The 23,791-nt window shown below is 54.2% G+C and carries 23 protein-coding genes; 11 read left to right on the top strand and 12 right to left on the bottom strand.

The window, feature by feature from the left end; genetic code table 11:
* Positions 1 to 47 precede the first annotated feature (47 nt).
* The 4 genes from psmB to TIRI35C_RS09500 form a co-directional block, all read right to left on the bottom strand.
* Positions 48 to 650 carry an archaeal proteasome endopeptidase complex subunit beta gene (psmB, locus tag TIRI35C_RS09515; protein WP_188202647.1) on the bottom strand — a complete coding sequence of 201 codons (603 nt, stop codon included), beginning with the start codon at positions 648 to 650 and terminating at the stop codon, positions 48 to 50.
* Between the two features lie 214 nt (positions 651 to 864).
* On the bottom strand, positions 865 to 2,298 hold the full coding sequence (locus tag TIRI35C_RS09510; RefSeq protein ID WP_246454746.1) for a hypothetical protein: 1,434 nt from the start codon (positions 2,296 to 2,298) through the stop codon (positions 865 to 867).
* Positions 2,299 to 2,435: 137 nt separating this feature from the next.
* Complete coding sequence (locus TIRI35C_RS09505) at positions 2,436 to 3,155, bottom strand: ABC transporter ATP-binding protein (RefSeq protein WP_188203202.1); 720 nt, start codon at positions 3,153 to 3,155, stop codon at positions 2,436 to 2,438.
* Positions 3,156 to 3,157: 2 nt separating this feature from the next.
* Positions 3,158 to 4,174 carry a FecCD family ABC transporter permease gene (locus tag TIRI35C_RS09500; RefSeq protein ID WP_188202646.1) on the bottom strand — a complete coding sequence of 339 codons (1,017 nt, stop codon included), beginning with the start codon at positions 4,172 to 4,174 and terminating at the stop codon, positions 3,158 to 3,160.
* A 93-nt stretch (positions 4,175 to 4,267) separates the two neighbouring features.
* Here TIRI35C_RS09500 and TIRI35C_RS09495 point away from each other — a divergent pair, with 93 nt between their 5' ends.
* From TIRI35C_RS09495 to TIRI35C_RS09480, 4 genes are all read left to right on the top strand, one after another.
* Positions 4,268 to 6,214 (top strand): hypothetical protein, encoded by a 1,947-nt coding sequence (locus tag TIRI35C_RS09495; protein ID WP_246454744.1) that lies wholly within the window; start codon positions 4,268 to 4,270, stop codon positions 6,212 to 6,214.
* A gap of 123 nt (positions 6,215 to 6,337) precedes the next feature.
* On the top strand, positions 6,338 to 6,841 hold the full coding sequence (rimI, locus tag TIRI35C_RS09490) for a ribosomal protein S18-alanine N-acetyltransferase (protein ID WP_188202645.1): 504 nt from the start codon (positions 6,338 to 6,340) through the stop codon (positions 6,839 to 6,841).
* Positions 6,838 to 7,353 carry a tRNA-intron lyase gene (endA, locus tag TIRI35C_RS09485; protein WP_188202644.1) on the top strand — a complete coding sequence of 172 codons (516 nt, stop codon included), beginning with the start codon at positions 6,838 to 6,840 and terminating at the stop codon, positions 7,351 to 7,353. Before rimI ends, endA begins: the two co-directional genes overlap by 4 nt.
* On the top strand, positions 7,354 to 7,752 hold the full coding sequence (locus TIRI35C_RS09480) for a hypothetical protein (protein WP_188202643.1): 399 nt from the start codon (positions 7,354 to 7,356) through the stop codon (positions 7,750 to 7,752).
* A 20-nt stretch (positions 7,753 to 7,772) separates the two neighbouring features.
* Here the strand turns inward: TIRI35C_RS09480 and TIRI35C_RS09475 are convergent, their stop codons facing one another.
* Together TIRI35C_RS09475 and TIRI35C_RS09470 are read right to left on the bottom strand one after the other, a co-directional pair.
* Positions 7,773 to 8,588 (bottom strand): DUF835 domain-containing protein, encoded by an 816-nt coding sequence (locus tag TIRI35C_RS09475; RefSeq protein ID WP_188202642.1) that lies wholly within the window; start codon positions 8,586 to 8,588, stop codon positions 7,773 to 7,775.
* 177 nt (positions 8,589 to 8,765) lie between these two features.
* A complete protein-coding gene (locus TIRI35C_RS09470; protein ID WP_188203200.1) occupies positions 8,766 to 9,953 on the bottom strand; it encodes a glycine C-acetyltransferase in 1,188 nt (395 codons plus the stop codon).
* A 125-nt stretch (positions 9,954 to 10,078) separates the two neighbouring features.
* On the opposite strand from TIRI35C_RS09470, the gene TIRI35C_RS09465 reads away from it, so the two are divergent.
* Positions 10,079 to 12,679, top strand: coding sequence for a replication factor C small subunit (locus TIRI35C_RS09465; RefSeq protein ID WP_188202641.1), 2,601 nt, complete (start codon positions 10,079 to 10,081; stop codon positions 12,677 to 12,679).
* On the top strand, positions 12,679 to 14,166 hold the full coding sequence (locus TIRI35C_RS09460) for a replication factor C large subunit (protein ID WP_394354775.1): 1,488 nt from the start codon (positions 12,679 to 12,681) through the stop codon (positions 14,164 to 14,166). Before TIRI35C_RS09465 ends, TIRI35C_RS09460 begins: the two co-directional genes overlap by 1 nt.
* A 127-nt stretch (positions 14,167 to 14,293) precedes the next feature.
* Here the strand turns inward: TIRI35C_RS09460 and TIRI35C_RS09455 are convergent, their stop codons facing one another.
* Genes TIRI35C_RS09455 through moaA form a run of 5 tightly spaced genes read right to left on the bottom strand, consistent with a single transcriptional unit; the run spans position 14,294 to position 17,812 of the window.
* On the bottom strand, positions 14,294 to 14,629 hold the full coding sequence (locus TIRI35C_RS09455; protein WP_188202640.1) for a HepT-like ribonuclease domain-containing protein: 336 nt from the start codon (positions 14,627 to 14,629) through the stop codon (positions 14,294 to 14,296).
* Entirely contained in the window at positions 14,616 to 14,927 is a 312-nt protein-coding gene (locus TIRI35C_RS09450; RefSeq protein ID WP_246454743.1) for a nucleotidyltransferase family protein, read from the bottom strand. Before TIRI35C_RS09450 ends, TIRI35C_RS09455 begins: the two co-directional genes overlap by 14 nt.
* Before the next feature lie 35 nt (positions 14,928 to 14,962).
* Positions 14,963 to 15,973, bottom strand: coding sequence for a tRNA (guanine(37)-N1)/4-demethylwyosine(37)-methyltransferase Taw22 (gene taw22 / locus TIRI35C_RS09445; protein ID WP_188202639.1), 1,011 nt, complete (start codon positions 15,971 to 15,973; stop codon positions 14,963 to 14,965).
* Positions 15,939 to 16,859, bottom strand: coding sequence for a DUF835 domain-containing protein (locus TIRI35C_RS09440; RefSeq protein ID WP_246454742.1), 921 nt, complete (start codon positions 16,857 to 16,859; stop codon positions 15,939 to 15,941). The genes taw22 and TIRI35C_RS09440 overlap by 35 nt, the downstream gene beginning before the upstream one ends.
* Before the next feature lie 29 nt (positions 16,860 to 16,888).
* The gene (moaA, locus tag TIRI35C_RS09435; protein ID WP_188203196.1) at positions 16,889 to 17,812 is read right to left on the bottom strand and encodes a GTP 3',8-cyclase MoaA; all 924 of its coding nucleotides are present in this window, start codon (positions 17,810 to 17,812) and stop codon (positions 16,889 to 16,891) included.
* Positions 17,813 to 17,986: 174 nt separating this feature from the next.
* Here moaA and TIRI35C_RS09430 point away from each other — a divergent pair, with 174 nt between their 5' ends.
* The 5 genes from TIRI35C_RS09430 (at position 17,987) to TIRI35C_RS09410 (ending at position 23,125) form a co-directional block, all read left to right on the top strand.
* A complete protein-coding gene (locus TIRI35C_RS09430) occupies positions 17,987 to 18,151 on the top strand; it encodes a hypothetical protein (protein WP_188202638.1) in 165 nt (54 codons plus the stop codon).
* Positions 18,141 to 19,322: an RNA-guided endonuclease InsQ/TnpB family protein gene (locus TIRI35C_RS09425; RefSeq protein ID WP_188202637.1), complete on the top strand. Its 1,182-nt coding sequence runs from the start codon at positions 18,141 to 18,143 to the stop codon at positions 19,320 to 19,322. Before TIRI35C_RS09430 ends, TIRI35C_RS09425 begins: the two co-directional genes overlap by 11 nt.
* Positions 19,323 to 19,390: 68 nt before the next feature.
* The gene (locus tag TIRI35C_RS09420) at positions 19,391 to 20,119 is read left to right on the top strand and encodes a hypothetical protein (protein ID WP_188202636.1); all 729 of its coding nucleotides are present in this window, start codon (positions 19,391 to 19,393) and stop codon (positions 20,117 to 20,119) included.
* Positions 20,085 to 21,500: a DUF402 domain-containing protein gene (locus tag TIRI35C_RS09415; RefSeq protein ID WP_188203195.1), complete on the top strand. Its 1,416-nt coding sequence runs from the start codon at positions 20,085 to 20,087 to the stop codon at positions 21,498 to 21,500. Before TIRI35C_RS09420 ends, TIRI35C_RS09415 begins: the two co-directional genes overlap by 35 nt.
* 239 nt (positions 21,501 to 21,739) lie before the next feature.
* Complete coding sequence (locus TIRI35C_RS09410; RefSeq protein ID WP_188203194.1) at positions 21,740 to 23,125, top strand: ATP-binding protein; 1,386 nt, start codon at positions 21,740 to 21,742, stop codon at positions 23,123 to 23,125.
* On the opposite strand, the gene radB is transcribed toward TIRI35C_RS09410, so the two are convergent.
* Positions 23,115 to 23,780, bottom strand: coding sequence for a DNA repair and recombination protein RadB (gene radB, locus TIRI35C_RS09405; RefSeq protein WP_188202635.1), 666 nt, complete (start codon positions 23,778 to 23,780; stop codon positions 23,115 to 23,117). The two genes, TIRI35C_RS09410 and radB, sit on opposite strands and share 11 nt — an antisense overlap.
* Positions 23,781 to 23,791 lie beyond the last annotated feature (11 nt).

The following is a 23,791-nucleotide window of genomic DNA, read 5'->3' as shown; positions in this document are numbered from 1 at the left end:
AACTCGAAAAGGGAATTAAAAAGGGCTTTGGTGCAACCTTTGAACCATCACTCTTTGAACTCGACGAACTCCTCCTTCATGCCGTCCTTCGTTATGACGACGACCTGGACCTTCCTGCTGCCGGTGTAGACGTCCCTCTTTCCGGCGGTCTTGACGGCCCTGATCGCGAGCTCTTTCGCTTCCTCGACGCTCATGCCCTTCTTGAAGCCATCCTCAAGAACCGCTATGGCAAAGGGACTCCCAGAGCCAGTTGCCGTGTATTCGTCGAAGATAAGCCCTCCCATCGGGTCGAGGTTCGCCAAGGTCGGCTCCTCCACGTAGCCGCCGATGATTATCTGGACGAGGTAGGGGAACCACTTGTTCTCGTTGAGTATGTTGCTGAGCAGGTTCGCCATGGCCTTGGTGCTCATGGGCCTGTTCCAGGTGAACTGGTAGTATCTGGCTTCGGCCTCAAGCATTCTCGCCAGTGCCTGAACGTCGCCAACGCTTCCCGCGGTGGTTATCGCTATCCTGTCGGTGATGGGAACTATCTTCCTGATGTTGAGGGTCTCGACCATGTGGTCGAGGGAAGCCTGCGTATCCGCGGCCAGAACAACACCATCTCTGGCCTTTATTCCCACGGTGGTGGTACCGGTTTTCTTAGTTTCCATTCTCTCACCCCTTGACCCTTCTTCTCACGCCGGGTTTTAAACCTTTGCTAGACGTTGGCGAGAAGAACCCTGTGGTATCCCTGGGCTGTCTTTAATTGTTCAGTGTTCCGAATCCTTGGGCTGTCTTTCCCATTGCGTACTCTCATGTGATAGAAACCTCTGTTCGCACGGCGGTTGCTGGATATTTGAAAAATAGAAAGAAGAGTTAGTTCCCTTATCTTTCCCGCGGGCTCGTAGATTCTACACATACACCGGTTCTTGGATTGCAAGGGGGAGATGACGACCCACCGTCCGTTATGATACTGAATACCACTGGAACGTTTACCTTTATCCTCTCCGTTCCAACATTTACACCCAGAACACTGTACATAGAGTAGCAGTTCTTTCTTGGTTTGATGTCCACATCGTACACTGCAATTGATACAGCGTTCATATACTTGTGAAATCCAAATGTTAGGCTGAGTGCGCTGGCCAGTTTTCCGAGGGTTGGGCTTATACCCGTGAGATAATTTCCAGCGGCGTAGCCTATTGGGATGCTCAGACTTGACTTGGAGGAAAGTGAATTGGCCTGAAGCTGCTTTATGAATACTGCCTCCTCCCAGTTTCCAGTATTACCAATCCACTTTCTCTTCCATTCTGCCTCTCTTGAGATGCTCCAGATGTTGGGAGTCTTCGTAATTTTTGGAGGATTCTGTCCTGCGGATTTTTCGAACCTCCATCCTTCTCCCAGCTCTTTAATGTTGTAATCTCCGGTGCTGTGGATCTTGATTGGGTATGTCTGTACTATCCCTATGTCCACATACCTTTTCGTGAGTTTATCGTATGCAGGGACTTTGGCGTGGGCCACTATATACTCTACCCTAATGCTAAGATACCTCTCCCATGTTCTAGAATAAATAGGGACTGGGCCATTTGTTTTGTAGTATACATCAAGTGCCCATCCCTCGAAGTGGTGTCCCTTGGATACGCTGAGAACCGTAAACGGCCCTACATCAATCCCGACCGTCCAGTAGCTGTAGGTGCTCTTGCTGAGCACAAGGTGCCAGTCAAAATCGACTTTTTCTGTGGCCCAATTCTCAATCTTCAATCCCATCACTGAAACCCATTCGTCGAAGGTTTTTGCCTTTGCCCTGCTGTCAAAGTACAGGTCCCATTGGGGGTTGAGGCAGTACCTTCCTCCAAAGTCTATCCAGCCCCGTGGACACGAACCCTTTGCCTGAACCTGATAGTCCCCCTTCAGGTTCAGCGTCTTTTCGCTTTCGAGCTTGATTCTGCTTGAGGTTATGCTTTTCACTCCCAGCTTTCCGTCCTTCGTGATGTAGAGTATTAGGGGAGTTGGTGGGGCGTAGAGGGCTTTCTCGTCCGTTGAGAGTTCCTTTATCCACTCGTGCCTGGGTACTTTGACGAAAGTCGGGAAGAAGCTGCCGGCTTTTCCCTTCTTCAGCACTTTAACGCTTCCGTTGGGTAGAGGGTAGTAGATGATGTAGTTGCCCGAGCCTTCTATTTTGTACACGTCGTAACCAAGGATTCTGGTTACGGAGTCTTCGTTGCCTGCCGTGTAGTTCAAAGCCCCTACTGTGGTTCCTCCCAGGAGGATCAGCAGTAATGCCACTAACAGGGGTTTCTTTCTCACCATTGTGAACCCCACATGCTATTGCTTAATGATAACTTATAACGTTTACTCTTAAGGCTCGGAAAAACCGATGGGCCTTTCGTTCGTTTGGAGTATGAGTAAAGGGTAAAGAACATAACTGGCCTCTTCCCGGCCGTCTCTTATACTGGCTTTCAAATCCCAGCTAGAAGGACCCGGTGGCCATCGACCTCCGCTATCCTCGCCCTCACTCCGTAGACCTCCTCAATAGTCTCCGGCTTCAGCTCCCATGGCTTCCCCTCCCAGTACTTTTCTCCTTCCTTCAGGAGGACCAGCCTGTCCGCGTAGCGGAGGGCCAGGTTGAGGTCGTGGAGAACGGCCACGATTATCTTCTCCTTCTTGAGGGCCTTCAGCAGTTCCATCACCATGAGGGCGTGGTTTATGTCCAGGTGGCTCGTCGGCTCGTCCAGGAGTATCGCCTCGCTCCCCTGTGCTAAGGCCCTCGCTATCAGGGCCAGCTGGTACTCGCCGCCGCTCAGGTTCGTAACCGGCTCTTTCCTGCGCTCCCAGAGGCCGACGCGCTTTAAAGCCGCCTCAACGTTGCCCCTTGTCGCGTAGGCACCCATCTCAACAAACTCCTCGATGGTGAAGGCGAACTCGGGGAAGGAGCTCTGCGGGACGTAGGTTATGAGCCTTGCCCTCTCCGGCGGCCTCATTGAGAGCAGGTCCCTTCCGTCGAGCCTCACGCTCCCCGTCGGTCTCAGAATACCGACCGTGGCCTTCAGCAGGGTGCTCTTTCCGGCACCGTTCGGCCCGATTATTGTTAGAAGCTCACCCATCTCCGCCGTGAACTCCACCCCTCTGAGAACCTCTCTCTCGCCGTAGGCGAAGGAAATCCTAACCTCCAGCCTCATCGTCATGAGTACAGCTCCCCCCTCTTGTGCTTCATCAGGAGGTATAGGAAGAAGGGCGCCCCCATCAGGGCGGTTATTATGCCGACGGGCAGTTCCGTCGGCTTTGCGACGGTTCTGGCGAGCAGGTCTGCGAAGACGAGGAGAACGCCCCCGAAGAGGGCACTTGCCGGGGTCAGTTCCCTGTGGTTCGGACCGAGGAGAAGGCGCATTACATGCGGACTGACAAGGCCGACGAAGCCAATTATTCCTGCGGTTGAAACGGCGAATGCCGTTAGGAGGGCTATCGCACCTATGAATAGCTTCCGGTAGAGGTGCAGATCAAGGCCGAGGGCTATGCTCTCCTCCCCCAGGAGGATAAGGTTCAGCTCGCGCCACTTCCATACGAGGAAGCCGACGCCAAGGAGTGCAATGATAAACATCTCAACGACGTCTTCCCAGCCCTTTCCGTTGAACGTCCCCATGAGCCACATCCATGTGAGGTGCCCGCGGGGCCCCTGGGTTATCACCAGGTACGACGTTACCGCGCTCGCCAGGAAGCCGTAGGCTATTCCCGCTAGGAGGAGCGTATCGACGGGAACTTTTCCATCAACCCTTGAGACGGAGTAAACTATGAACACCGAGAGCAGGGCCGAGGTCAGGGCCAGGCCGCCCATATGCTGGGGGGCGTAGATAGCCCCCAGCGCCGCACCTATCCCAGCCCCGGCACTCACGCCGATTATGTACGGGTCGGCCAGGGGGTTGCGGAAGAGCGCCTGACTCGCCACACCGGCGGAAGCTAAGGAGAGTCCGACCAGATAGGCCAACAGAACCCTGGGGAAGCGGAGCTCCCACACGATGATGAAGGCCTTCGGTCTTTCGCCGGGGAAAATTCCTGGGAAGAAGGCCGACAGGGTCGATTTTATCCCGTAGGCTATGCCGGCCGTCACGTCCGAGGGGCTGAGGCTAACGGAGCCCACATATGTGCCCAGGAAGAGGGAAACCACCGAGAGCAGTGCTAGCGCGGGAAGCCATCTCCTCATGGGGTCGGATTATTTGTCCAGGCGTTTAAAGCTTTTGGGTGCGGTGCTCGAAAGGAAAAGATAAATAGTTCGGGGTTGTAGTGTGTAGGGGTGATGGGTACGAATAAAACCGCCGCGCTTTTTACGACGCTGTTATTGCTTGTCCTGGCCTTGCCGGTCGCGTCCCCGACCGTGATAGTGACTGCCCCTCAGCCTCCAATAGTAATAGTGGGCAATCCCCCGGAGGGTTCAGTGGTTGCACCGTACACCGAGTATACCATCTATTTCCTCGTGGCCGATGACTACGGTGTCACAACGGGCCCGGGCAAGATTGAAGCGTACTACCGGATAAACGACGGCGAGTGGAAGGAGGCTTACCTGAGAACGACAGCTGAGAACCCTGTGGTGGCGTCTCTGAGGGCGAGGTTCTATGGGGAGAGTCAGAACTTCTACGTCTTCTACCGCAGGTTCACCATACCTGGCCTTCCCGCGGGGAGCAGGGTTGAGTTCAAAATAAAGGTCACCGACGTTGAGAACCACGTCTCATTTAGCCCTGTCTACACGTATTATGTCGTCAATCCAGAGGGCCCGAGGGTTCTGATAGTCGATCCCTCCGTTGAAGCCCTGGCATTCGAGCGTTCCTTTGACTGGGTCACCGCGCAGGTAAACGCATCCCGGGCATTCTATCACTACAATCTCTCGGATTTTGAGGCCGTCCTCAGATCCCTCAACAGGGGTGCGGGACAGTTCCTTGTGGAGCACCACTGGGAGTTCCTCGCGAGGGACTACAACATCAGCATCGTCTCCCCGGATGAGCTTCCGGAGGCTCTCGAAAAGTTTCAGCCGCAGGTCGTTGTACTCTCAAACCTGTGGGTGCCGGACTGGGGCCTGGACAGCGAGGAGATGAATGCCCTTGAGGACTACCTCCGGTCAACCCATGCCGGTCTGATAGTCACCGCCGGAACCCTGCTGGACTCCACGAATCCCCAGCACATAGGCTCACCCGGAAACGTCAGCGTTGCCTCGATGCTCCGCATGGAACACCTCCAGCTTGCTATGGCTATCAAGGACGCACTCAACATGAGCGACGTCCCTGTGATGACGATGAACGTGAACACCGGTTACCCCCTGGTGTTCATGAAGCAGGGGCCCTTTGACGGGGGCCAGGTTAGTTTGAACGTCTCCACCGTCGTCGGCTGGCAGTGCCTTCTGTCCGAGACCCAGCTCGGTATTGCAAAGAGGAGTCTTGCGAAGTTCGCTAACGAGAACGGGTTGAGGCTCCGCCAGGCGGAGGGGGCTGTGGAAGGGCTGACCGGACAGAAATTCAACTTCTCGGCGGCGGTTTCCCTTCTCCTTCCTGAGGTTCTCACCGGGGTTTCGGTCTCGGACAGCGGGGTGGCCTTTGAGCACAACGGGACCGTGATGGAGCTGAGCTTTGAGAGGAAGTTCCTTGAAAGGATGAGGCTCCTCCATGCCGTTGGGGGGAGATACCCTGTCCTTTTGGCGCGCACCTCCGACTACAGCGGGGCTATCCTGGCCAGCGATGGGGACTACAGGGCCACATACGTCTCGTTTGAGCTTGAAGCCGGTGGTAAAGACGAGTTCAATGTCCTGAAGGGACTCATCAACTGGAGCATCTCCTATGCCGAGCCGGAGAAGCCGGAGGTCATATTACTTGCCAACGATATCGACTGGAGCATAAAAGGTAGACTCCTCGCCTCTCAGCTCGAGGCGCTGGGCTTCTCTGTGAAACGGGTCACCGCTGATGAGTTCGACTCCCACAAGGGCGCCGAGGTGGTGGTGATACTCGGCGGCCCGGATGCCTACGGCGGTGTTGGGGCCTACGTGCGGCAGGTTCTGAGCACGGAGGAGCAGAACGCGGTTCGGACTGGGAAGGCAGGGATGTTCATAAGAACGGGCGTTTGGAGAAGCGGACAGGTTGTCATCGTCCTCGCAGGGGATGACAGGTGGGGAACGGGAGACAAGATAACGGCCTATATGGAGGGGGTCGATTTCGACTACGCGGAGATGCTCACCGGGGTTGCGGCATCAATTTCGTGAGTTCCCTGTTTTTGTTTATTCCCTATTTCTTGAAAGCTCACCCTTCGAAACGGGACGCTGGAATGTTTTGGGGGCACCGATAGCTCCCTCAACCCTTAAAAGCTCTGGCGCGTAGAATATCATATGAGCGTCTCCATCCGTCAATTTGGGGGGAGGATCCCACTGGCCATGGTGGCCATAAGGCCCGCCAGGCTCTTTGATATCCCAGACGTCATGAGGATAGAGCGCGAGTCCTTCAGGGAGGACTACCCGAGGGGCGTTTTCCTTGTTTTCCTGGAGAACAACCCGGACACCTTTTTGGTCGCCGAGTACAACGGAAGGGTCGTCGGCTACGTTATGGGTTACCTCAGACCGGACCTCGAGGGCCACATCATGAGCATAGCCGTCGATCCGGCGTACCGGGGCAACGGCATAGGCTCCGCCCTTCTCACCGAGGTCATCGAAAGGCTCATAAACAGGGGGGCCCGCTACATAGGCCTGGAAGTAAGGGTTAGCAACGAAAATGCCATAAAGCTCTACGAGCGCTTCGGCTTCAGGAGGATAAAGCGAATAATAGGCTACTACGCCGACGGGGAGGATGCTTATTACATGCTCCTGCCCGCGGAAGAATGGGGTGGAAGGAATTGAAGGAGCCGGTAATCTTCCAGCTGAGCGGCGACAGAGTCTTCAGCGAGCGTGAAAAGGCGATAAACCAGTTCTACAACAAGCGCTACTTTGGGGAAGTCATTAACGGGAAGCTCTTTCTCTCGCTCATAGAGGCAGCATACCTCATGGAAAAGGGCAAGATAAGGGTCTTTGATGGTGAAAAGGAACTCTCTTTCAGGGAGCTGGTCGAACTCGGGAGGAAGAGGGACGACCAGTTCGACATTAAGCTGCTCGTTTACACGGATTTGCGAGACAGGGGCTACACCGTCAAGTCAGCCCTCAAGTTCGGCTCCCACTTCCGCGTTTACAGGCGCGGAATGGACGAGCACTCCCAGTGGCTGATATGGGTCGTTCCTGAAAACATGCGCTTTTCCCCGAACGACATTACTGCCCGAGTTAGAGTGGCCCACGGCGTCAGGAAGAACATGGTGATGGCCGTCGTTGACGAGGACAACGACGTGGTGTACTATAAAATAGAATGGGTGAAGTTCTGAATGGGCTGGGGCGTGTTATCCCTTGCATCGGTGGTTTTCCTGTTGGTCTGGGGCATGGTCGGTGCTCCCTGGTTCGTAGTCCGTCTTCTGGCTGGTAGGGTTTACCTTGGGCTTTGGCCTGGGAGGAAATGCCTCCTTAAGATTTTTGCGCTCTCCTTGATTCCTGTCTTCTGTTTCTTCTTGCTCCGCGGTGGCATTCTCCTAATATGGTGGCCGTTGATTTTTGTGGGAATTATTCCCCTTCTGGATTATCTATTTGTCCTCCCCTACGACCGCGATGATGCCTGGGAGAAGAACAGAGCACTCAACTTTGCTCTCGCCACGGGGTTCATCGCCGCGGTAATTTTCGTTGTTATCTATCTGAAATTCTCCTGTCTGTTCACCTTCTGTGGTGCTTGAGTCAGTTTTAAGCTTTCAGTTCACGGGGGTTCCATCCTCAGCCTCTCAAACTCCCTGTACATAAGGTTCACGGCTCTTTCATCCATGCTCTCCGTGTACAGGGGGACTATAACCACCGTGTTGTAGATGGTGGTGTAGTCCTTTAGGGTAGTCAGGAACTTAAACACTGGAGCAAAGCCGTTTTCTAGTATCAGGTACTCGACTCCGTCCAGGAAAATGACCTTCGGGTCCTCTGTCTTTCTCATGAAGTCCACCATCGTCTGGAGGAGGAACTCAAGCCTGGTGGGAGAAACCGTGTTCTTGCTCCTGATCGTGGTCAGCCAGAGTACTGGGGTTTTCTCGATTTTTAGGCGTTGCCTGATGACCTCGGGTGGGTGCCTTGAGACTATCAATCCAGCCCTTCCGCGCAGGAGCTTGGCTATCACCGGGTAGCAGTTCGGTAGGTTGCAGAGGTGGAGACCGGGTTTGAGGACGTTTCCCCTTTCATTTTCGGCGAACTCGACCACGGGTATCAGCTCGTACCTCTCCATGAGGGCCTTTAGAAGGTTTGCCCAGCCAATTAAGAACATAGCTGTTGCGACTAAGATAAGTGCGTTGCCCCCGGTGTTTATCAGTGATGCCTCCTCAGGGGTCAGGGCGATCATACCGTTGTCCCTGAGGTCCAAAAACAAGAAGGTGAACTTGGCCGCTGCCCCTGTAATGAAGGCGGAAAGGGTGTAATCATAGAACCTCTTAAGCTCTGGGTAGTGGGATGTGAACCCACCCCTGTACTTGAGGGCCAGGAGGGATACACCCACGAATGAAATCTCCACCAGTATGGCTGGAATCAGGGTCATCGGGGGCACCCCCGTCATAACCTGGTTATTACACATTTTATTGTATTCTCTCCCAAGAATTATATTTTTCGGTGGATGTGGGATGGATCAGGTAATTCTTGGTTTTTATCCAACACAGAAAAGGGAGGCAGTAGTTGGTATTTCGAACTAAAACTGGAAAAAGATGTAAAAACAGGTTCACTTCAAAAAGCCTGTCTTCTTTCCGAGGTCTTCAAAGGCATCCAGAACGTACTGGAGGTCCTCCTTGCTGTGGGCCGCTGAAGGTTCGAGCCTTATACGGGCGGTTCCGAGCGGGACGGTCGGGTAGACTATCGCCTGCGCGAAGATGTTGTACTCGTCGTATAAGCGCTTTGAGAACTCCTGGGCGGTCTTCTCGTCGTAGAGCATGACCGGCGTAATCGGGTGCTTGGTGTTGCCGAGGTCGTAGCCCAACTCGCGCAACCCGTTCTGGAGGAAGTGGGTGTTGTCCCAGAGCTTCTTAACCAGCTCATCGCTGTGCTGGAGTATCTCAACGGCCGCTATAGCTGCCGCGACATCGGGCGGGTTGGGTGCGCTTGAGAAGAGGAACGGTCTTCCGCGCTGCCTGAGGTACTCTATGGCCTCCTCCGGTCCGGCGACGTAGCCGCCGATGACACCGAAGGCCTTGCTCAGCGTACCCATCTCGAAGTCAACGCGGTCGTGGAGCTTGAAGTGGTCGACTATACCCCTTCCGCTGTCTCCCAAAACGCCTTCACCGTGGGCGTCGTCTATGTAGAGCATTGCATCGTACTGTTCAGCTAATTCGGCCATCTCCGGCAGCGGGGCGAGGTCACCGTCCATCGAGAAGACACCGTCGCTGACGATTATCTTCTTCTCCTTGTCCTTGTTCTCTTCAAGCTTCTTCTTGAGGTCCTCCATGTCGAGGTGCTTGTAGATGACCTTCGGGGCGCCGCTGAGGCGCATTCCGTCTATGATGCTCGCGTGGTTGAGCTCTTCGCTGATAAAGACACCGTTGTCCTTCTTGGTGAGCAGAGCACTTAACGCGCCGAGGTTGGCGTTGTAACCGCTCTGGAAGAGTATAGCGGCTTCCCTCTTCTTGAACTTGGCGAGCTTCTCCTCGAGCTCCACGTGGAGCTCCATGGTTCCGGCTATGGTTCTGACGGCTCCGGCACCGACACCGTAGTCGAGGATTGCCCTTATCGCGGCCTCCTTTATCTTGGGATGGGCCGCTAAACCGAGGTAGTTGTTCGAACACATGTTGAGAACGCGCTTTCCGTCAACGACGACCCAGGGGCCCTGGGAGCTCTCGAGCTTTCTTATGGTTACATACAAGCCCTTATCCTTGAGCTCTTTGAGCTCTTCCCTAATCCAGTCCAGCTTTGCCATGAGAACCACCGGTCGTTTTTTGGTCATCGAGGTATAAAAGTTTTGCAGTGCCCCCTTCGGTACACAGACAGGCAAAAGGCTTAATACCCCGGAAATCCATATGCCCCGGTAGTAGGGTGATAACCATGCCGGAAGAGATTCAGGAAGTTAAGATTCTCGAAAAGCCCTGGGTTGAAAAGTACAGGCCCCAGCGGCTCGATGATATAGTCGGTCAGGCTCACATAGTCAAGAGGCTCAAGCACTACGCCAAAACCGGCTCGATGCCGCACCTTTTATTTGCCGGGCCGCCCGGCGTTGGAAAGTGCCTCACGGGTGATGCCAAAGTCATAGCCAACGGTGAGCTGACAACTATAGGAGAGCTCGTCGAGAAGGTGAGCAACGGCAGGTTTGGCCCAACCCCTGTTAAAGGTCTTAGGGTTCTTGGCATTAACGAAGATGGTAAACTCACTGAGTTGCCCGTCGAGTACGTTTACAAGGATAGGACAGATGAACTCGTCAGAATAATGACGAGGCTTGGCAGGGAGCTTAAGGTTACACCCTACCACCCTCTCCTTGTGAACAGAAAGAATGGAAAAACTGAGTGGGTTAAGGCCGAGGAGCTTAAACCGGGAGATAGACTGGCCGTTCCGCGCTTCCTTCCGGCTGTGCTTGATGAGGATCCTCTGTCAGAATGGCTCGGTTACTTCATCGGCGACGGACACTCCGATGCTCAGGGCAATGTCATCACTTTTACGAACACGGACGAAAAGCTTAGAAAGCGCTTTATGGAGCTTACCGAGAGACTCTTCTCTGATGCAAAAATCAAAGAAAGAATTCACAAAAACCGCGCTCCGGATGTTTACGTGAACTCGAAGGTGGCGAAGGAGCTCGTTAAGAGCCTTGGCCTTGCAGGCAGAAAAGCTCACAGAGTTTACATACCTCAGCAGGGATGGAAGGGATTGCGCTCCTTCCTACGGGCGTACTTCGACTGCGATGCCGGAGTGGAGAAGAACGGTATAGTTCTCTCGACTGCGAGCAGGGAGATGGCGGAACAGGTAACTTATGCACTCGCAGGGCTTGGAGTGGTTGCCAAGGTTAAAAACCGGATCGTTAAGGGACGCACCTACTATTACGTGGTCATCTCCGGCACGGAAAACATCTCACGCTTCCTTTCTGAGGTTGGTTTTTCAGTGGAGGAAAAGAGGAAAAAAGCCGAAGCTTTGGTGAAGAGACCGAACCCCAACCTCGGCTCGCTTTATGCCGACAGAGAGCTAATTTCCTACGTTAGAAATAGGCTCAAGCTTAACTTTTACGACGACAAAATCAGATGGAGTCCGGAAAAGGCTAAACGGATAGCTTGGGAGCTAATGAAAGAGATCTACCACCACCTCGATGAGCTCGATAGGCTCGAAAAGGCTCTGTCAAGGAGTATAGTTATAGACTGGGACGAGGTCGCTAGGAGAAGGAAGGAGATAGCGGAGAAGACTGGGATAAGGGCGGATCGGATTCTTGAATACATTAATGGTAAGCGGAAGCCAAGCTTAAAGAACTACCTCAGGATCGCAAAAGCCCTTGGAATTGGGCTTGAGGAGACAATAGAGGCCATGAGAACCTTTGCCAGGAAGTATTCCAGCTACGCTGAGATTGGACGGCTTGTTGGAACCTGGAATTCAAGCGTCAGGGTGGTCCTTGAGAGCAACACGGGGAAGATAGAAACCCTCGAAGAAATAAGGAAAGCCGAGCTGAGGCTCTTGAGGGAGGTTCTCAACGACGAGAAGCTCAAGAGGGGCGTTGCCTACCTTATCTTCCTCGCCCAGAACGAGCTCCTCTGGGACGAGATAGTTGATGTCGAAAAACTCAAAGGCGATTTCGTAATCTACGACCTCCACGTTCCCAAATACCATAACTTCATCGGCGGGAACCTTCCAACGGTTCTCCACAACACAACTGCGGCTTTGGCCCTTGCGAGGGAGCTTTTCGGTGAAAACTGGCGCCACAACTTCCTCGAGCTGAACGCGAGCGATGAAAGGGGCATAAACGTGATTAGGGAGAAGGTGAAGGAGTTCGCAAGAACCAAGCCAATAGGCGGGGCGAACTTCAAGATAATCTTCCTCGACGAGGCAGATGCTTTAACCCAGGACGCCCAGCAGGCGCTGAGGAGAACGATGGAGATGTTCTCGAACAATGTGAGGTTTATCCTGAGCTGTAACTACTCCTCAAAGATAATCGAGCCGATACAGTCGAGGTGCGCCATCTTCCGCTTCAGGCCCCTCAACGACGAGGACGTGGCCGAGCGCATACGGTACATAGCCGAGAACGAGGGGCTTGAGCTGACGGAGGACGGCCTTCAGGCCATACTGTACGTTGCCGAGGGTGACCTCAGGAGGGCGATAAACGTCCTGCAGGCGGCCGCGGCGCTCGATAAAACGATAACCGACGAGAACGTCTTCCTCGTTGCGAGCAGGGCCAGGCCGGAGGATGTGCGTGATATGATGAACCTGGCACTGGAGGGCAACTTCCTCAAGGCGAGGGAGAAGCTCAGGGAGATTCTCCTCAAGCAGGGCCTCAGCGGCGAGGACGTGCTGATCCAGATGCACAGGGAGGTCTTCAACCTGCCGATTCCCGAGGACAGGAAAGTTGCACTGGCGGACAAGATAGGGGAGTACAACTTCCGCCTCGTTGAGGGCGCCAACGAGATGATACAGCTCGAGGCTCTCCTGGCGCAGTTCACCATAATGGGCAAGTGATGGCCATGCCGAGGGAAGTGCCCTGGGTCGAGAAGTACAGGCCGAGACGGCTGGATGAGATAGTCGGTCAGACCAAGGCCATAGAGCAGGTTAAGGCCTGGATAGGGGCGTGGCTGGAGGGGAAGCCCCCAAAGAAGAAGGCCCTCATCCTCGCTGGGCCGCCCGGAACCGGTAAGACGACCACCGTCTATGCCCTGGCCAGGGAGTATGGTTTCGAGGTCATAGAGCTTAACGCGAGCGACGAGAGGACGTACGAGAAGATAGAGCGCTACGTTCAGGCCGCCTACACTATGGACATCCTCGGAAAGAGGCGGAAGCTCATATTCCTGGATGAGGCCGACAACATCGAGCCGACGGGGGCGAGGGAGATAGCGAAGCTCATCGACAAAGCCAGAAACCCCATCATAATGAGCGCCAACCACTACTGGGAGGTTCCCAGGGAGATACGGAGCAGGGCGCAGATAGTGGAGTACAAGCGCCTGACCCAGCGCGACATCATCAAAGCCCTCGCCAGGATACTCCACCACGAGGGTAAGAGGGTTCCAAAGGAACTGCTCTACGATATCGCCAAGCACGCGGGCGGCGACCTCCGTGCCGCGGTGAACGATCTGCAGACCGTCGTCACGGGCGGGGTCGAGGACGCGGCCCAGGTTCTGGCCTACCGCGACACCGAGAAGAGCGTCTTCCAGGCACTGGCGCAGATTTTTGCCACGGACAACGCGAAGAAAGCCAGGATGGCAACGCTCGGTGTTGACATGTTCCCCCACGAACTTCTTCAGTGGATAGACGAGAACGTCCCTTACGTCTACTACAGGCCCGAGGACATAGCGAGGGCCTACGAAGCTTTGAGCAGGGCTGACATATACCTCGGCAGGGCGCAGAGGACCGGGAACTACGGCCTCTGGAAGTACGCCACGGACATGATGACGGCGGGGGTTGCCGTGGCGGGTGTCAAAAAGAAGGGTTTCGTGCGGATTTATCCCCCGAAGACGATAAAGCTCCTCACGGAGAGCAAGGCGGAGAGGGGCCTCCGCGATTCGGTCGTCAAGAAGATAATGAGCGAGATGCACATGGCAAAGCTGGAGGCGCTGGAGACCCTCAACTACCTCAGGGCAATATTTGAGAACAGCGCGGACGTTGCGGCGCACTTCGTCGTCTTCCTCGAGCTGACGGAGAAAGAGGTGGAGTTCATCGCCGGCGACAGGGAGAGGGCGAGGACGATCTGGGCAAAGAGCCTCAACATCCACAAGAAGCTCAAGGAGCGCGGTGAACTGGAGGGGCACGTGGAGGCCGCGGTCGAGAAGGAGTCCGGGGAGACCGGGCCGAAGGAGGAGGCTGTGGAAGCCCTGGAGGAGATAAGTGAGGAAGAGCTTGAGAAGGCCGAGGAAGAGATGGAGAGCGTGGAAGAGCCGAAGGAGTCCGGAAAGGTGGACAAGCCCGGGAAGAAGGGCAAGCAGGCGACGCTGTTCGACTTCCTGAAGAAGTGAGCGTTTTGTATTTTCTGCGATACAAATTTTTTGTGTTTTTATATTCTGCGGGATATAAGATTTGGCTCCTCACGGGAAACGATAAGCTGCGTCCCGCTATGGATGCTTCTGCTTGAATTTAGGAGGTTCAAAGCTCCTCCAAGAGTTCTTCCATTTTGGTTTTCAGCTCTGGTAACTTGTTTTTCACTATGTCCCAGATGAGCTCCACATCTACTCCAAAATACTGGTGGATGAGAATGTTCCTAAGGCCAATTATCTTGCGCCACTCTATCTCAGGGTGTCTCTCCTGTATCTCCACCGGGATACCCCGGCAGGCTTCACCGATTATTTCGAGGTTTCTCACTACCGCATCAATTGCTATCTTCTCTGCTCTGAACTTTTCAAAGCTAATTCCTTTGGTGTATTCCTCAATTCGGGAAATGGCCTCAAGTATGTCCTCTATGTACAGCCTATAGTCCCTCAACGCTCACCGCCTCACTCCATACGTATTTTTTGACCCTTGGCTTTAGGGCCTCTACTGTTATTAGATCAACTTCAACACCGAGGAGCTCCTCAAGGAAGAACTTAAGCTCCATGTAGTTATCAAAGGTCTTTTTTCCAGGTTCAAATTCCACTAAAACATCCAGATCGCTGTTCTTTCCTGCTTCCCCTCTCACGTAAGAACCGAACAGCCAGAGATGCCTAACCCCGAACTTTCGGAGTTCTTGGGCGTGGAAGTGCAGAACCCTGAGTATTTGCTCCAGTTCCATACGACCCTCCATCAAATCAGGATAATGCGATTGAGGTTAATAAGGATTCACCTTATCCTAACGTCCGCGCACACCTTGAAGACGTGGGGCTTGAAGTCGCTCACCTTCTTTACGCGGACCTCGCACTCCTTTCCCAGCATTGCGCACGCGTCCAGTATCCTGGTCCTGAACGCCCCGACATCGGCCTCGTGGACGAAATCGTAGTAGTGGAGCCATTTCTCGGCCCTGTCCAGCGTTAGAGCCAGGGCATCAACGCCCCTCGGCGTGGGGCTTATCACCCTGTCGTGGGCCGGAAGTTCGGGGAGAACGTCAAAAACGTCGCCGTGGATGAACTCTATCTCGCCCCTCAGTCTTTCCCGGTTCAGTTCGATGTTCTCAAGGCCGAGCTCGTAGGCCTCCCTGTTCAGCTCCACTGCGGTGATCTTAACCCTTTTATAGCGCGCTATGACGAGGGCGTAGGGCAGAACGCCGGCGAAGGGAATCAGAATCCTTTCCCCGTCGCGGACGAGCTGGGCCAATCTGTACCGCTCGCCCTTCATCCGCGGGTTGAAGAATGCCTTCGAGAGGTCAACCTTTATCCGAACGCCGTTCTCCTTGTGAACCGTTTCCAGCCGTCTCTCCCCCCAGATTATCGAGTATTCCCTTATTCTGAACGCCCCCTCGTGGAAGCCCTTCTGGGCCACGACCCTGATAAAGGGGTGGACTTTTCTGAGACCCCATACGATATCGTCCACCCTGTGGGAAAGCTCCCTCGGCACCTGGATTATCGCTATGTCCCCGACGATGTCGTAGCGCCGCAGGTGCTTCAGTTCCTCCTCGCTCAGCCTCCCGGTGAGGACGCTCTCGAGGTTCTTGTAAAGCTGCCGCTCGGGCCGGAGGGGAAGCTCCAGTGGGAGAACCTCGTAGCCGAGCGAATAAACCCTCTCATCTTCAGGGACGGGGAGGAGAACGAACTCCCCCTCCCGCTTCGGACGCCTCTTTCCGTCGTAGAGGCCCAGCTTCTTCAGCCTCCTCTTCACGGGTTCAGCCTCGGTTTTTGTCACCCTTATCGCCGGCATTCTCGGGTCCCCCTGGCATAACCTTTTCTTCCACGTCTCCCGAGTCGTTCTCGAGGAGCCTTTCGAGGTCTTCTTTCCTTACTGTTCCGAAAAAGGCTTTCTCTGAGAGGGTATCCTCTATCTCTCCGAAATCCGGCCTCCTGAATTCCCTTGCAAGGATGTTGAACTTCGTGGGCCCCAGGGCCTCGGGGGAGGCCAGCACAACCACGTACGCCCTGGTTGTGAGGGCGTAGTCCCTGAGTGTGAAGAGAAACTTCGCTATGGTGCTGAACTCGGAGTAGAACGTCATGTACTCGATTCCATCCACATAGACAACCCCTCCAGGGTTCTCGCGCATGAACCTCACGGCCTCCTCCCTGAGGATGTACAGGCTGCTGGGACTGACAGCATGGGGGTGCTGGACGTTGCTGAGCCACAGGAACGTCTTCGGACTGAAGCCGAACTTCGAAACCCACTCCTCGTAGGGGCGTCTGCTGATGGCCATCACCGGAGCGCCCTTCAGGTGGAACGTTTTCATCATGAGCTTCGCTTCGTTCTCACTCTCCACAAGAAAGACGCTGGACTCCTTTATTCCAACTCCCTTAGGCGAGATGACGCCGGGAGTCTTTCTGAGAAGCTCCCTCATTGAGAGGATTGAAATGACAATGAATGCCGTCAGCGCGACGATATCGGGAGCCCTTGGCGGTGCGCTTTCAGTGGCTGCCGCGACCATGAGTGCGATGCCCGCGAGTGCGAAGAGGCTGAATATAACTGACAGCTCCATGGAGTATTCCCTTTTGTGGAGTTCTCCGTAACGGTGGAGAAGTCTAATCCTGATGAGAAGGTACCCGGACACACCCGCCAGCAGGAGTCCTTCCACAAAGGTCACGGCGTCGATTTCAGTCACCACTTATTCTAGGGTGTCTGGGTATTAAACTATTTCCAGTAGGGCTCCCTCATGAGGACGACCTGGCGGAATATCTCCACGAGTTCTTCGTCGCTTGCGCCGTTCCTGAGGGCCGTCACGAAGTCGATGAGGTCCTCCTTCCTCAGCAGGCACGTCTTGAACTTCCCGTCCGACGTGACGCGGAGCCTCGTGCAGTTGGCGCAGAATACCGTGTTGTGCATCGCCCGGACCACCTCGACCTCAGCTATTCCGTGGTCGGTGGGGATGAAGTACTTCTTCCTCCGGTGCATCCTCCTCTCGCGGGTCTCCACGGCCATTTCCCCCAGCCGCTCCTCCACGGGCTTGAGCGGGTAGAAGTACTTCCTGAAGAACCTGGTCTCCGTCATCTCCCTCGGGGCCTCGAGTTCGATGAGCTGGAGTATCGTCCCGGTCTTCGCGGCGAACTCCACCATGTCCCATATCTCTCCGTCGTTCAGTCCCCTCATAACCGTCATGTTGAGCTTCACCGGGCTGAGGTACTTTACCGCCTCCTCTATGCCCTCGAGAACCGTGTCGAGCATATCGACGCCGGTGATTCTGCGGTAAACGTCTGGCTTCAGGCTGTGAAGGGATACGTTGACGCGGTTGAGGCCCGCTTCGGCGAGCGGCTTCGCCAGCTCCTTCAGCCTGCTCCCGTTTGTGGTCATGGAGAGATCGACCACGTATGGCCTTATGCGCCTTACCACATCAAGTATGTCGTTCCTGACGGTGGGCTCTCCTCCGGTAAGTTTGACCTTTCTTATTCCAAGGTGCGACGCCACCCTGACGAGCCTCTCTATCTCCGAGGGGGTCAGCTCAAGGCTCGCGTTGAAGTGCTGTCCCTCGCGGTGGCAGAAGAAGCAGCGGAAGTTGCAGTCCTGGGTGAGGGATATCCTGAGGTTGGTCGCGGGTCTGCCGAAGCGGTCGTAGAGCACCATCTGAAGCACCGCTTGGATTAGCCTTTCAGCTTAAAAAAAGATTTTGGGTAAGCGCTTTCGTTTAACATGCCCGGGCTGTTTCTTAGTTGATAATTTTTGTAATTTTTGTTGGTTTTTGTTAGCACAAGGTTTAAATACTCCAACTTAGTATTTCTTTGATGGTGGTTAGTAATGCCCAAGGCGACTTTTGTCATCAGCGGGGAAACCCTTGAAGAGTTCAAAAAACTCGCCAAAAAACGCTATGGAGATAAGAGGGGAGTCCTAAGCGTTGCAATTGAGGAAGCCATTAAAGACTGGATTAAGAAAACAAAAAAGGAGCTGGAAAATGCCGAGTGAAACAATCAAACTCACGGCAAAATTCAAGCTGAAGGAAACTCCTGAAGGATTAGATGAGCTTTTCCAAACTTATCGTGAGATTGTGAACCTTCTCATAACTTACGCTTTTGAGAACAACGTTACGGGCTTTTACCGGCTGAAGAAGGAAACTTACAAGGGATTACGCAAAGAATACCACGAACTCCCAAGCCATTACCTTTACACGGCTTGCCAGATGGCCACTGCAATATTCAAGAGTTTTAGGAAGCGGAGGAAGAAGGGGAAAGCTGAGGGGGAGCCTATTTTTAAGAAGGAAGTCATAATGCTCGACGACCACTTGTTCAAACTCGATTTAGAGAACAGAACCGTGAAACTCTCCACTCCTGAAGGGAGGATTTCTTTAGAGTTTTATCCTGCAAAATACCACGAGAGGTTTAAGGATTGGAAGGTTGGACAGGCTTGGCTTGTTAGAACGCCAAAGGGCGTTTTCCTCAACGTTGTTTTCTCGAAGGAGGTTGAAGTTAGCGAGCCGAAGGTTTTCGTTGGAGTGGATTTGAATGAGAACAACGTGACTTTGAGCCTTCCAGATGGCGGGTTTGTTCAAATCATCACTCACGAGCGGGAAATTAGGACTGGTTACTTCGTGAAGAGACGAAGAATTCAAAGAAAGTTGAGAACAGGTAGGAAAAGGAAAGAGCTTCTTGAAAAATATGGGGAGAGAGAAAGAAACAGGCTTAATGACCTTTATCACAAGTTGGCTAACAAAATCGTGGAAATTGCTGGGAAATACGGTGGGATTGCTCTGGAAGACTTGACGGAAATCCGGGATTCGATTAGGTATTCGGCTGAGATGAATGGTAGGCTTCACAGGTGGAGTTTTCGCAAACTTCAATCAACCATTGAATACAAGGCTAAACTAAGGGGAGTTAAGGTTGTTTTCGTGAATCCTGCTTTCACTTCCTCCCTGTGTCCGGTATGTGGGGAGAAGTTAAGCCCGAATGGGCACAGGGTTTTGAAGTGTCCAAAGTGTGGTTTTGAGGCCGATCGTGATGTGGTCGGCTCTTGGAATATTTCGCTTAGAGCCCTGAAGATGTGGGGAGTTTCCGTTCCCCCCGAAAGCCGGCCGATGAAGATGGGAGGGTGGAAGGTTATCCGCTACGATTGGTTCACAAGTTCCAAAAGTAGCGGATAACCAGAACGGGACTGCATCGAAAACTACAAGTAGGGGGAGGGGGCAAGTTATGGCCAGGGGGTTTTCCCATGAACGTTGAGGAGATTAAGTCCCGGCTTTCCCGTCTGGAATCGCTTCATTCCGCTTTTGAGAACAAATTCCCTGCCATCTATGGCGAGAAGGACAGGGAGGCTCTTCTGGAGACCGTTAAGGCTCTTCACACTGTATCCCGGGAGAAGCTTGAGGTGGCCGCGGGCCTTTACCGCGAGATGAGCGGGGATGCTCAGGCCAAGGAGCTCTACCGCAACGAGCACCAGATGAAGTTCCGGCTTGAGGAGCTTCTCTCCCTCCTCTCGAGGGACGACTACGATTCCCGTGTGAAGCTGGAGACCGCGATGGAGAGGCTCGTTCAGTTTCACAGGGTCTACGATTACGCAGTTAGAAAGGCCCTCGGCGAGCTGACCTCGGAGGTCGAAGGAATGGCGCTCCTTGCTGGAGGCGAAAAGGAAAAAAAGGTACCCACGGGTATAATGGAGGAGCTCAGAAAGGTCAAGACGCTCGAGGCCGAACTCGGTACCCTTAAAAGGTTCCTCCTCAGGCTCTATACTCATCCCGGTGACGTTCACAAGGTTGAAGCTGCTTTGAGAGACTGGCACTCCAGGGGACTGCTCTGGGTCGAGGCGAGAAACGTTGAGAAGCTGAGCGGTGTCGCTGACGCCGGCGAGATACTCGAGGGTCTCACGCTCATAGGAGTGGTGGAAAAGAAGATGAGGGGTGGTGAAGGTGTCTACAGACACAGGAGTTACAGTCCGGGTTAGGGGCATATACAGCACTGCCCTCACCAAGCTGTTCCTCGACAGGGGCTTCGGAATTTCCCAGCCGAGCAACAAAATCGTCGAGCGCTTCAACCTCGAAAAGACCTACGACGAGTTCGATGTTGACGTCTATGACAAGAAGGACCACCATGGAGTCATCCTCGTCGGGACGAAGGTTGAGGAGGTTAAGGCTGCCCTTGAGGACGAATTCATAGATGTCTTCTTCCGGAAGCTTCCCTACCAGCTGTACGGCATCTACAAGGGAATAGTCGTTCAGAGGGACGAGAGATACGTCTACGTGGACATTGGGAGCGCCATAGGTACGATACCTGTTAAGGACCTCCCCCGTGCCAAGGAGGGCGACGAACTCCTCGTCCAGGTCAAAAAGCACAACCTGCTCCCCCAGCTGAGCGTCACCCTGACGATCCCCGGTGACTACGCGGTTCTGATTCCGAAGCCCGTTGGTGCCCAGAGGCACGTCAAGATATCCCGGAAGATAAGGGACCAGAGCGAGCGCGAGAGGCTCCGCATCCTGGGTCTGAGTGTTGACCTCGGGGAGTGGGGGATACTGTGGAGAACCGCCGCCGCCTACAAGGACTGGAACCTTCTCCGCGATGAGATAGTGGCGCTCTCGAAGCTGGCCGACACCCTCGCGAGGGCAGACTCCTACGCGGCTCCGTCCCTTCTGATCGAGGGACGCAGTATTTACGAGGTCGAGTTCGGTGGCGGGGCGAAGAAGAAGCTCGACGAGATACGGAACAGGGTGGTTCCGACAGTTGAGGGCCACCACCAGCTGAAGGCCCACGACCTTGAACTCGGGTTCGCGGTGGAGATAGCCGAGGGAATACTTGCCAAGGTGCCGGGCCAGCGGGAGAAGGTCAGGCAGGGCTTCTGGGAGTCAGTCGTTGCCAACAAGGGGCCGAAGAGGGGCTGGCTCTTCAGCCTCGAGCACAACAAACCCGACGGCCAGAGGATAAAGATAGGGCCCGGTGAAGTTCAGGAGGTTTCCCTGAACCCGCTCAGGGTCACCTTCAAGCGCCACCTCAAGCCCGGAAAGTTCTACGATGGTCTCGACCTGCCGATAGAGTTTGGCGACTACGTCATCACGGAGATAGAGGAAGGAAAGTGGTGGTTTGTGCACCGCTACTACGACCGCGACGGCAACCTGAAGGGCGAGTACTACAACATAAACACGCCGGTGGAGATCTATCCTGACAGGGCCCGCTACATCGACCTCGAGGTGGACATCGTTAAATGGCCGGACGGCAAGAAGGAGGTAATAGACAAGGAGAAGCTGACCGAGCACTACGAGGAGGGCATAATTACCGAGAAGCTCTACCGCTCTGTCCTCAGAATAGTCCAGGAGGTTTACGAGAGGATTTGAGGCAGGGTTTTTGATGCCCAGCTTTTCTGCTTCTTTTTTCAGTCTCTTATCGTACGTGGCGAGCTTTTTAAAGTCCTCCGCTGTGGCGAGGATTACCATGTATAACGCAAAAGACTGTGTGGTCATAAACAAGACCACAAAGCTCTGCAGCATTCCGCTAGATGTCTGGTAGATCCGAAGTTTTGATTTTTCCGCAACCCTTAAATATTACCAAATCAGTAATATACTTGGTGGGTAATATGTTCTACGACAGGGAGCGCGAGCTGGGGAAGCTCAACGAGGTTTATTCTTTTCCCGGTTCGAGTTTTCTGGTAATCTACGGCAGGCGGAGGGTGGGAAAGACGGCCTTGGTGAGGGAATTCCTAAAAGACAAATCCGGTCTCTACTTCTTCGTCGGTGAAAAGGACGAAAAGCTGCTCCTCGAGGAATGGTCGCGCGAGATCGTGGAGAGGCTCTCCGATTACCTCCCCTCCTATGTGAAGCCGCGATTTTCTTCCCTCGAAGAGCTGGTAGGGTTTCTCCTGGACTTCTCACGCGAGAGAAGGCTCGTGGTGGTGTTCGATGAGTTCCAGAACTTCAAGGCGGTTAAGCCCTCTTTCTTTTCACCCCTCCAGGAGCTCTGGGATGAGAAAAAGGACGGCTCAAACCTGATGCTCATTGCAGTAGGCTCGTACGTCGGCATGATTAAGCGAATCTTCATGGACAGAAAGGAGCCCCTCTTCGGTAGGGCTGACGAGTGGATGAAGCTCAAGCCCTTCGACTTCTGGAGGGCTTACGGTTTTGTGCGCTCTATGGCTGATGTGAACCCAAGGCACTTTGTTGAGTTCTATTCGGCTTTAGGGGGAATGCCGAGGTATCTTCTCTATCTTCCGCGCTACTATCGCGGAGACTCGGTTGAGACTCTCGGGAGGCTTTTCTTCGACGAGTTCGCCCCGCTCAGGGAAGAAGGTCTGAACGTCCTTAAACTTGAGTTCGGCAGGTTCTATCGCTCTTACTTCTCGATTCTCGAAGCGGTCAGCCTCGGCTACGTTACGCCCAAGGAGATAAGCGACAAAACGGGCATGAAGCCGCTGACGGTGAGCAAATACCTCAGCGAGCTGACCAATCACTACGAGTACTTGGTTAGGGAGGTGCCAGTTACCGAGAACCCGCTGAAGACGAGGAAGGTGGCCTATAAGATAAGTGACGAGTTCTTCAGCTTCTGGTTCCGCTTTATTTATCACAACTACACGGCCCTTGAGGAGAATCCAGATAGGGTTTTTGAGCGCTTTAGAGCGGAGTTTCCCGCCTTCGTTGGTGAAACCTACGAGAGAATAGCGAGGGAGTTCGTGAAAAGGCTTGACCTCGGTTTTAAGCCGGAGCGCGTTGGCAGGTGGTGGCACAGGGGGGAGGAGATAGACGTGGTGGCATACGACCGGAAAAACGTTGCCCTCTTCGAAGTAAAGTGGAAGAACCTAAGCCAGAGGGATGCAAAGAGAGTTCTGAAAGCCCTCGAGAAAAAGGCAGAACTCCTGCCTCTGAGGGGAAACTACAGGTTCGGCGTCATAGCGGGGAAGCTTGAGGATAAAGACTGGCTCAGGAAGGAGGGCTTTTTGGCCTTTGACCTTGAGGATATCATTCGCTGACGTCCTCAATCCCCTTCTCCGTTATCCTGAAGTGGACCATTCCTCCTTCTGGTCTGAACCTGTGTCTTTCCAGGACCGCTACCCTCAGCCCCGGCGTGCTGAGCTTGTCGAGCCTTAAAATGTCCTTCGTCCGGTAGTTGAGCGTGTGCTCGGCGACGGGCTTCATCCTCTCCGCCCGGCTGTCGAAGTGAACCTGGTTGATGACTATCACCGGAATGCGGTTTCTTCTGGCTATCCAGAGGAGCACCTGGAGCTGCTTGCCCAGCTCCGCGCTCAGGCCCCTCCTGTTCTCCTCAACACGATAATGGGCGGTTAGCGAGTCAACGACGACGAGGGAGAACGTCCCATCAACGATCTTCTTCAGGCTCCCAACCGAGCGCCGCTGCTCCTTGAAATCCGAGGGGGTGAATAGAATGAAGCGCTGAAGGGCTTCCTCCGGATCCAGCCCCCTGGCTTTAGCCATCTGGCTCAGCCTCTCCGGAGAGAAGCCGCCCTCCGTGTCGATGTAGGCAACCTTTCCGTCGCTGAGAAGGCCTATCTGAACCGCCAGCGTTGTCTTCCCCGTGGCGAAGCCCCCGTAAATCTGGGTTAGGACGCCTTCCGCTATGCCCCCACCCAGAAGCTCGTCGAGTGATTTGACCCCCGTTGAGAGCATCCACTTCACCG

The sequence above is a fragment of the Thermococcus camini genome (genome assembly GCF_904067545.1).
In the GTDB taxonomy this organism is placed as follows: domain Archaea; phylum Methanobacteriota_B; class Thermococci; order Thermococcales; family Thermococcaceae; genus Thermococcus; species Thermococcus camini.
Note: the sequence above shows the minus strand (reverse complement) of the source record. Positions and strands in the feature narration are given on the sequence as shown.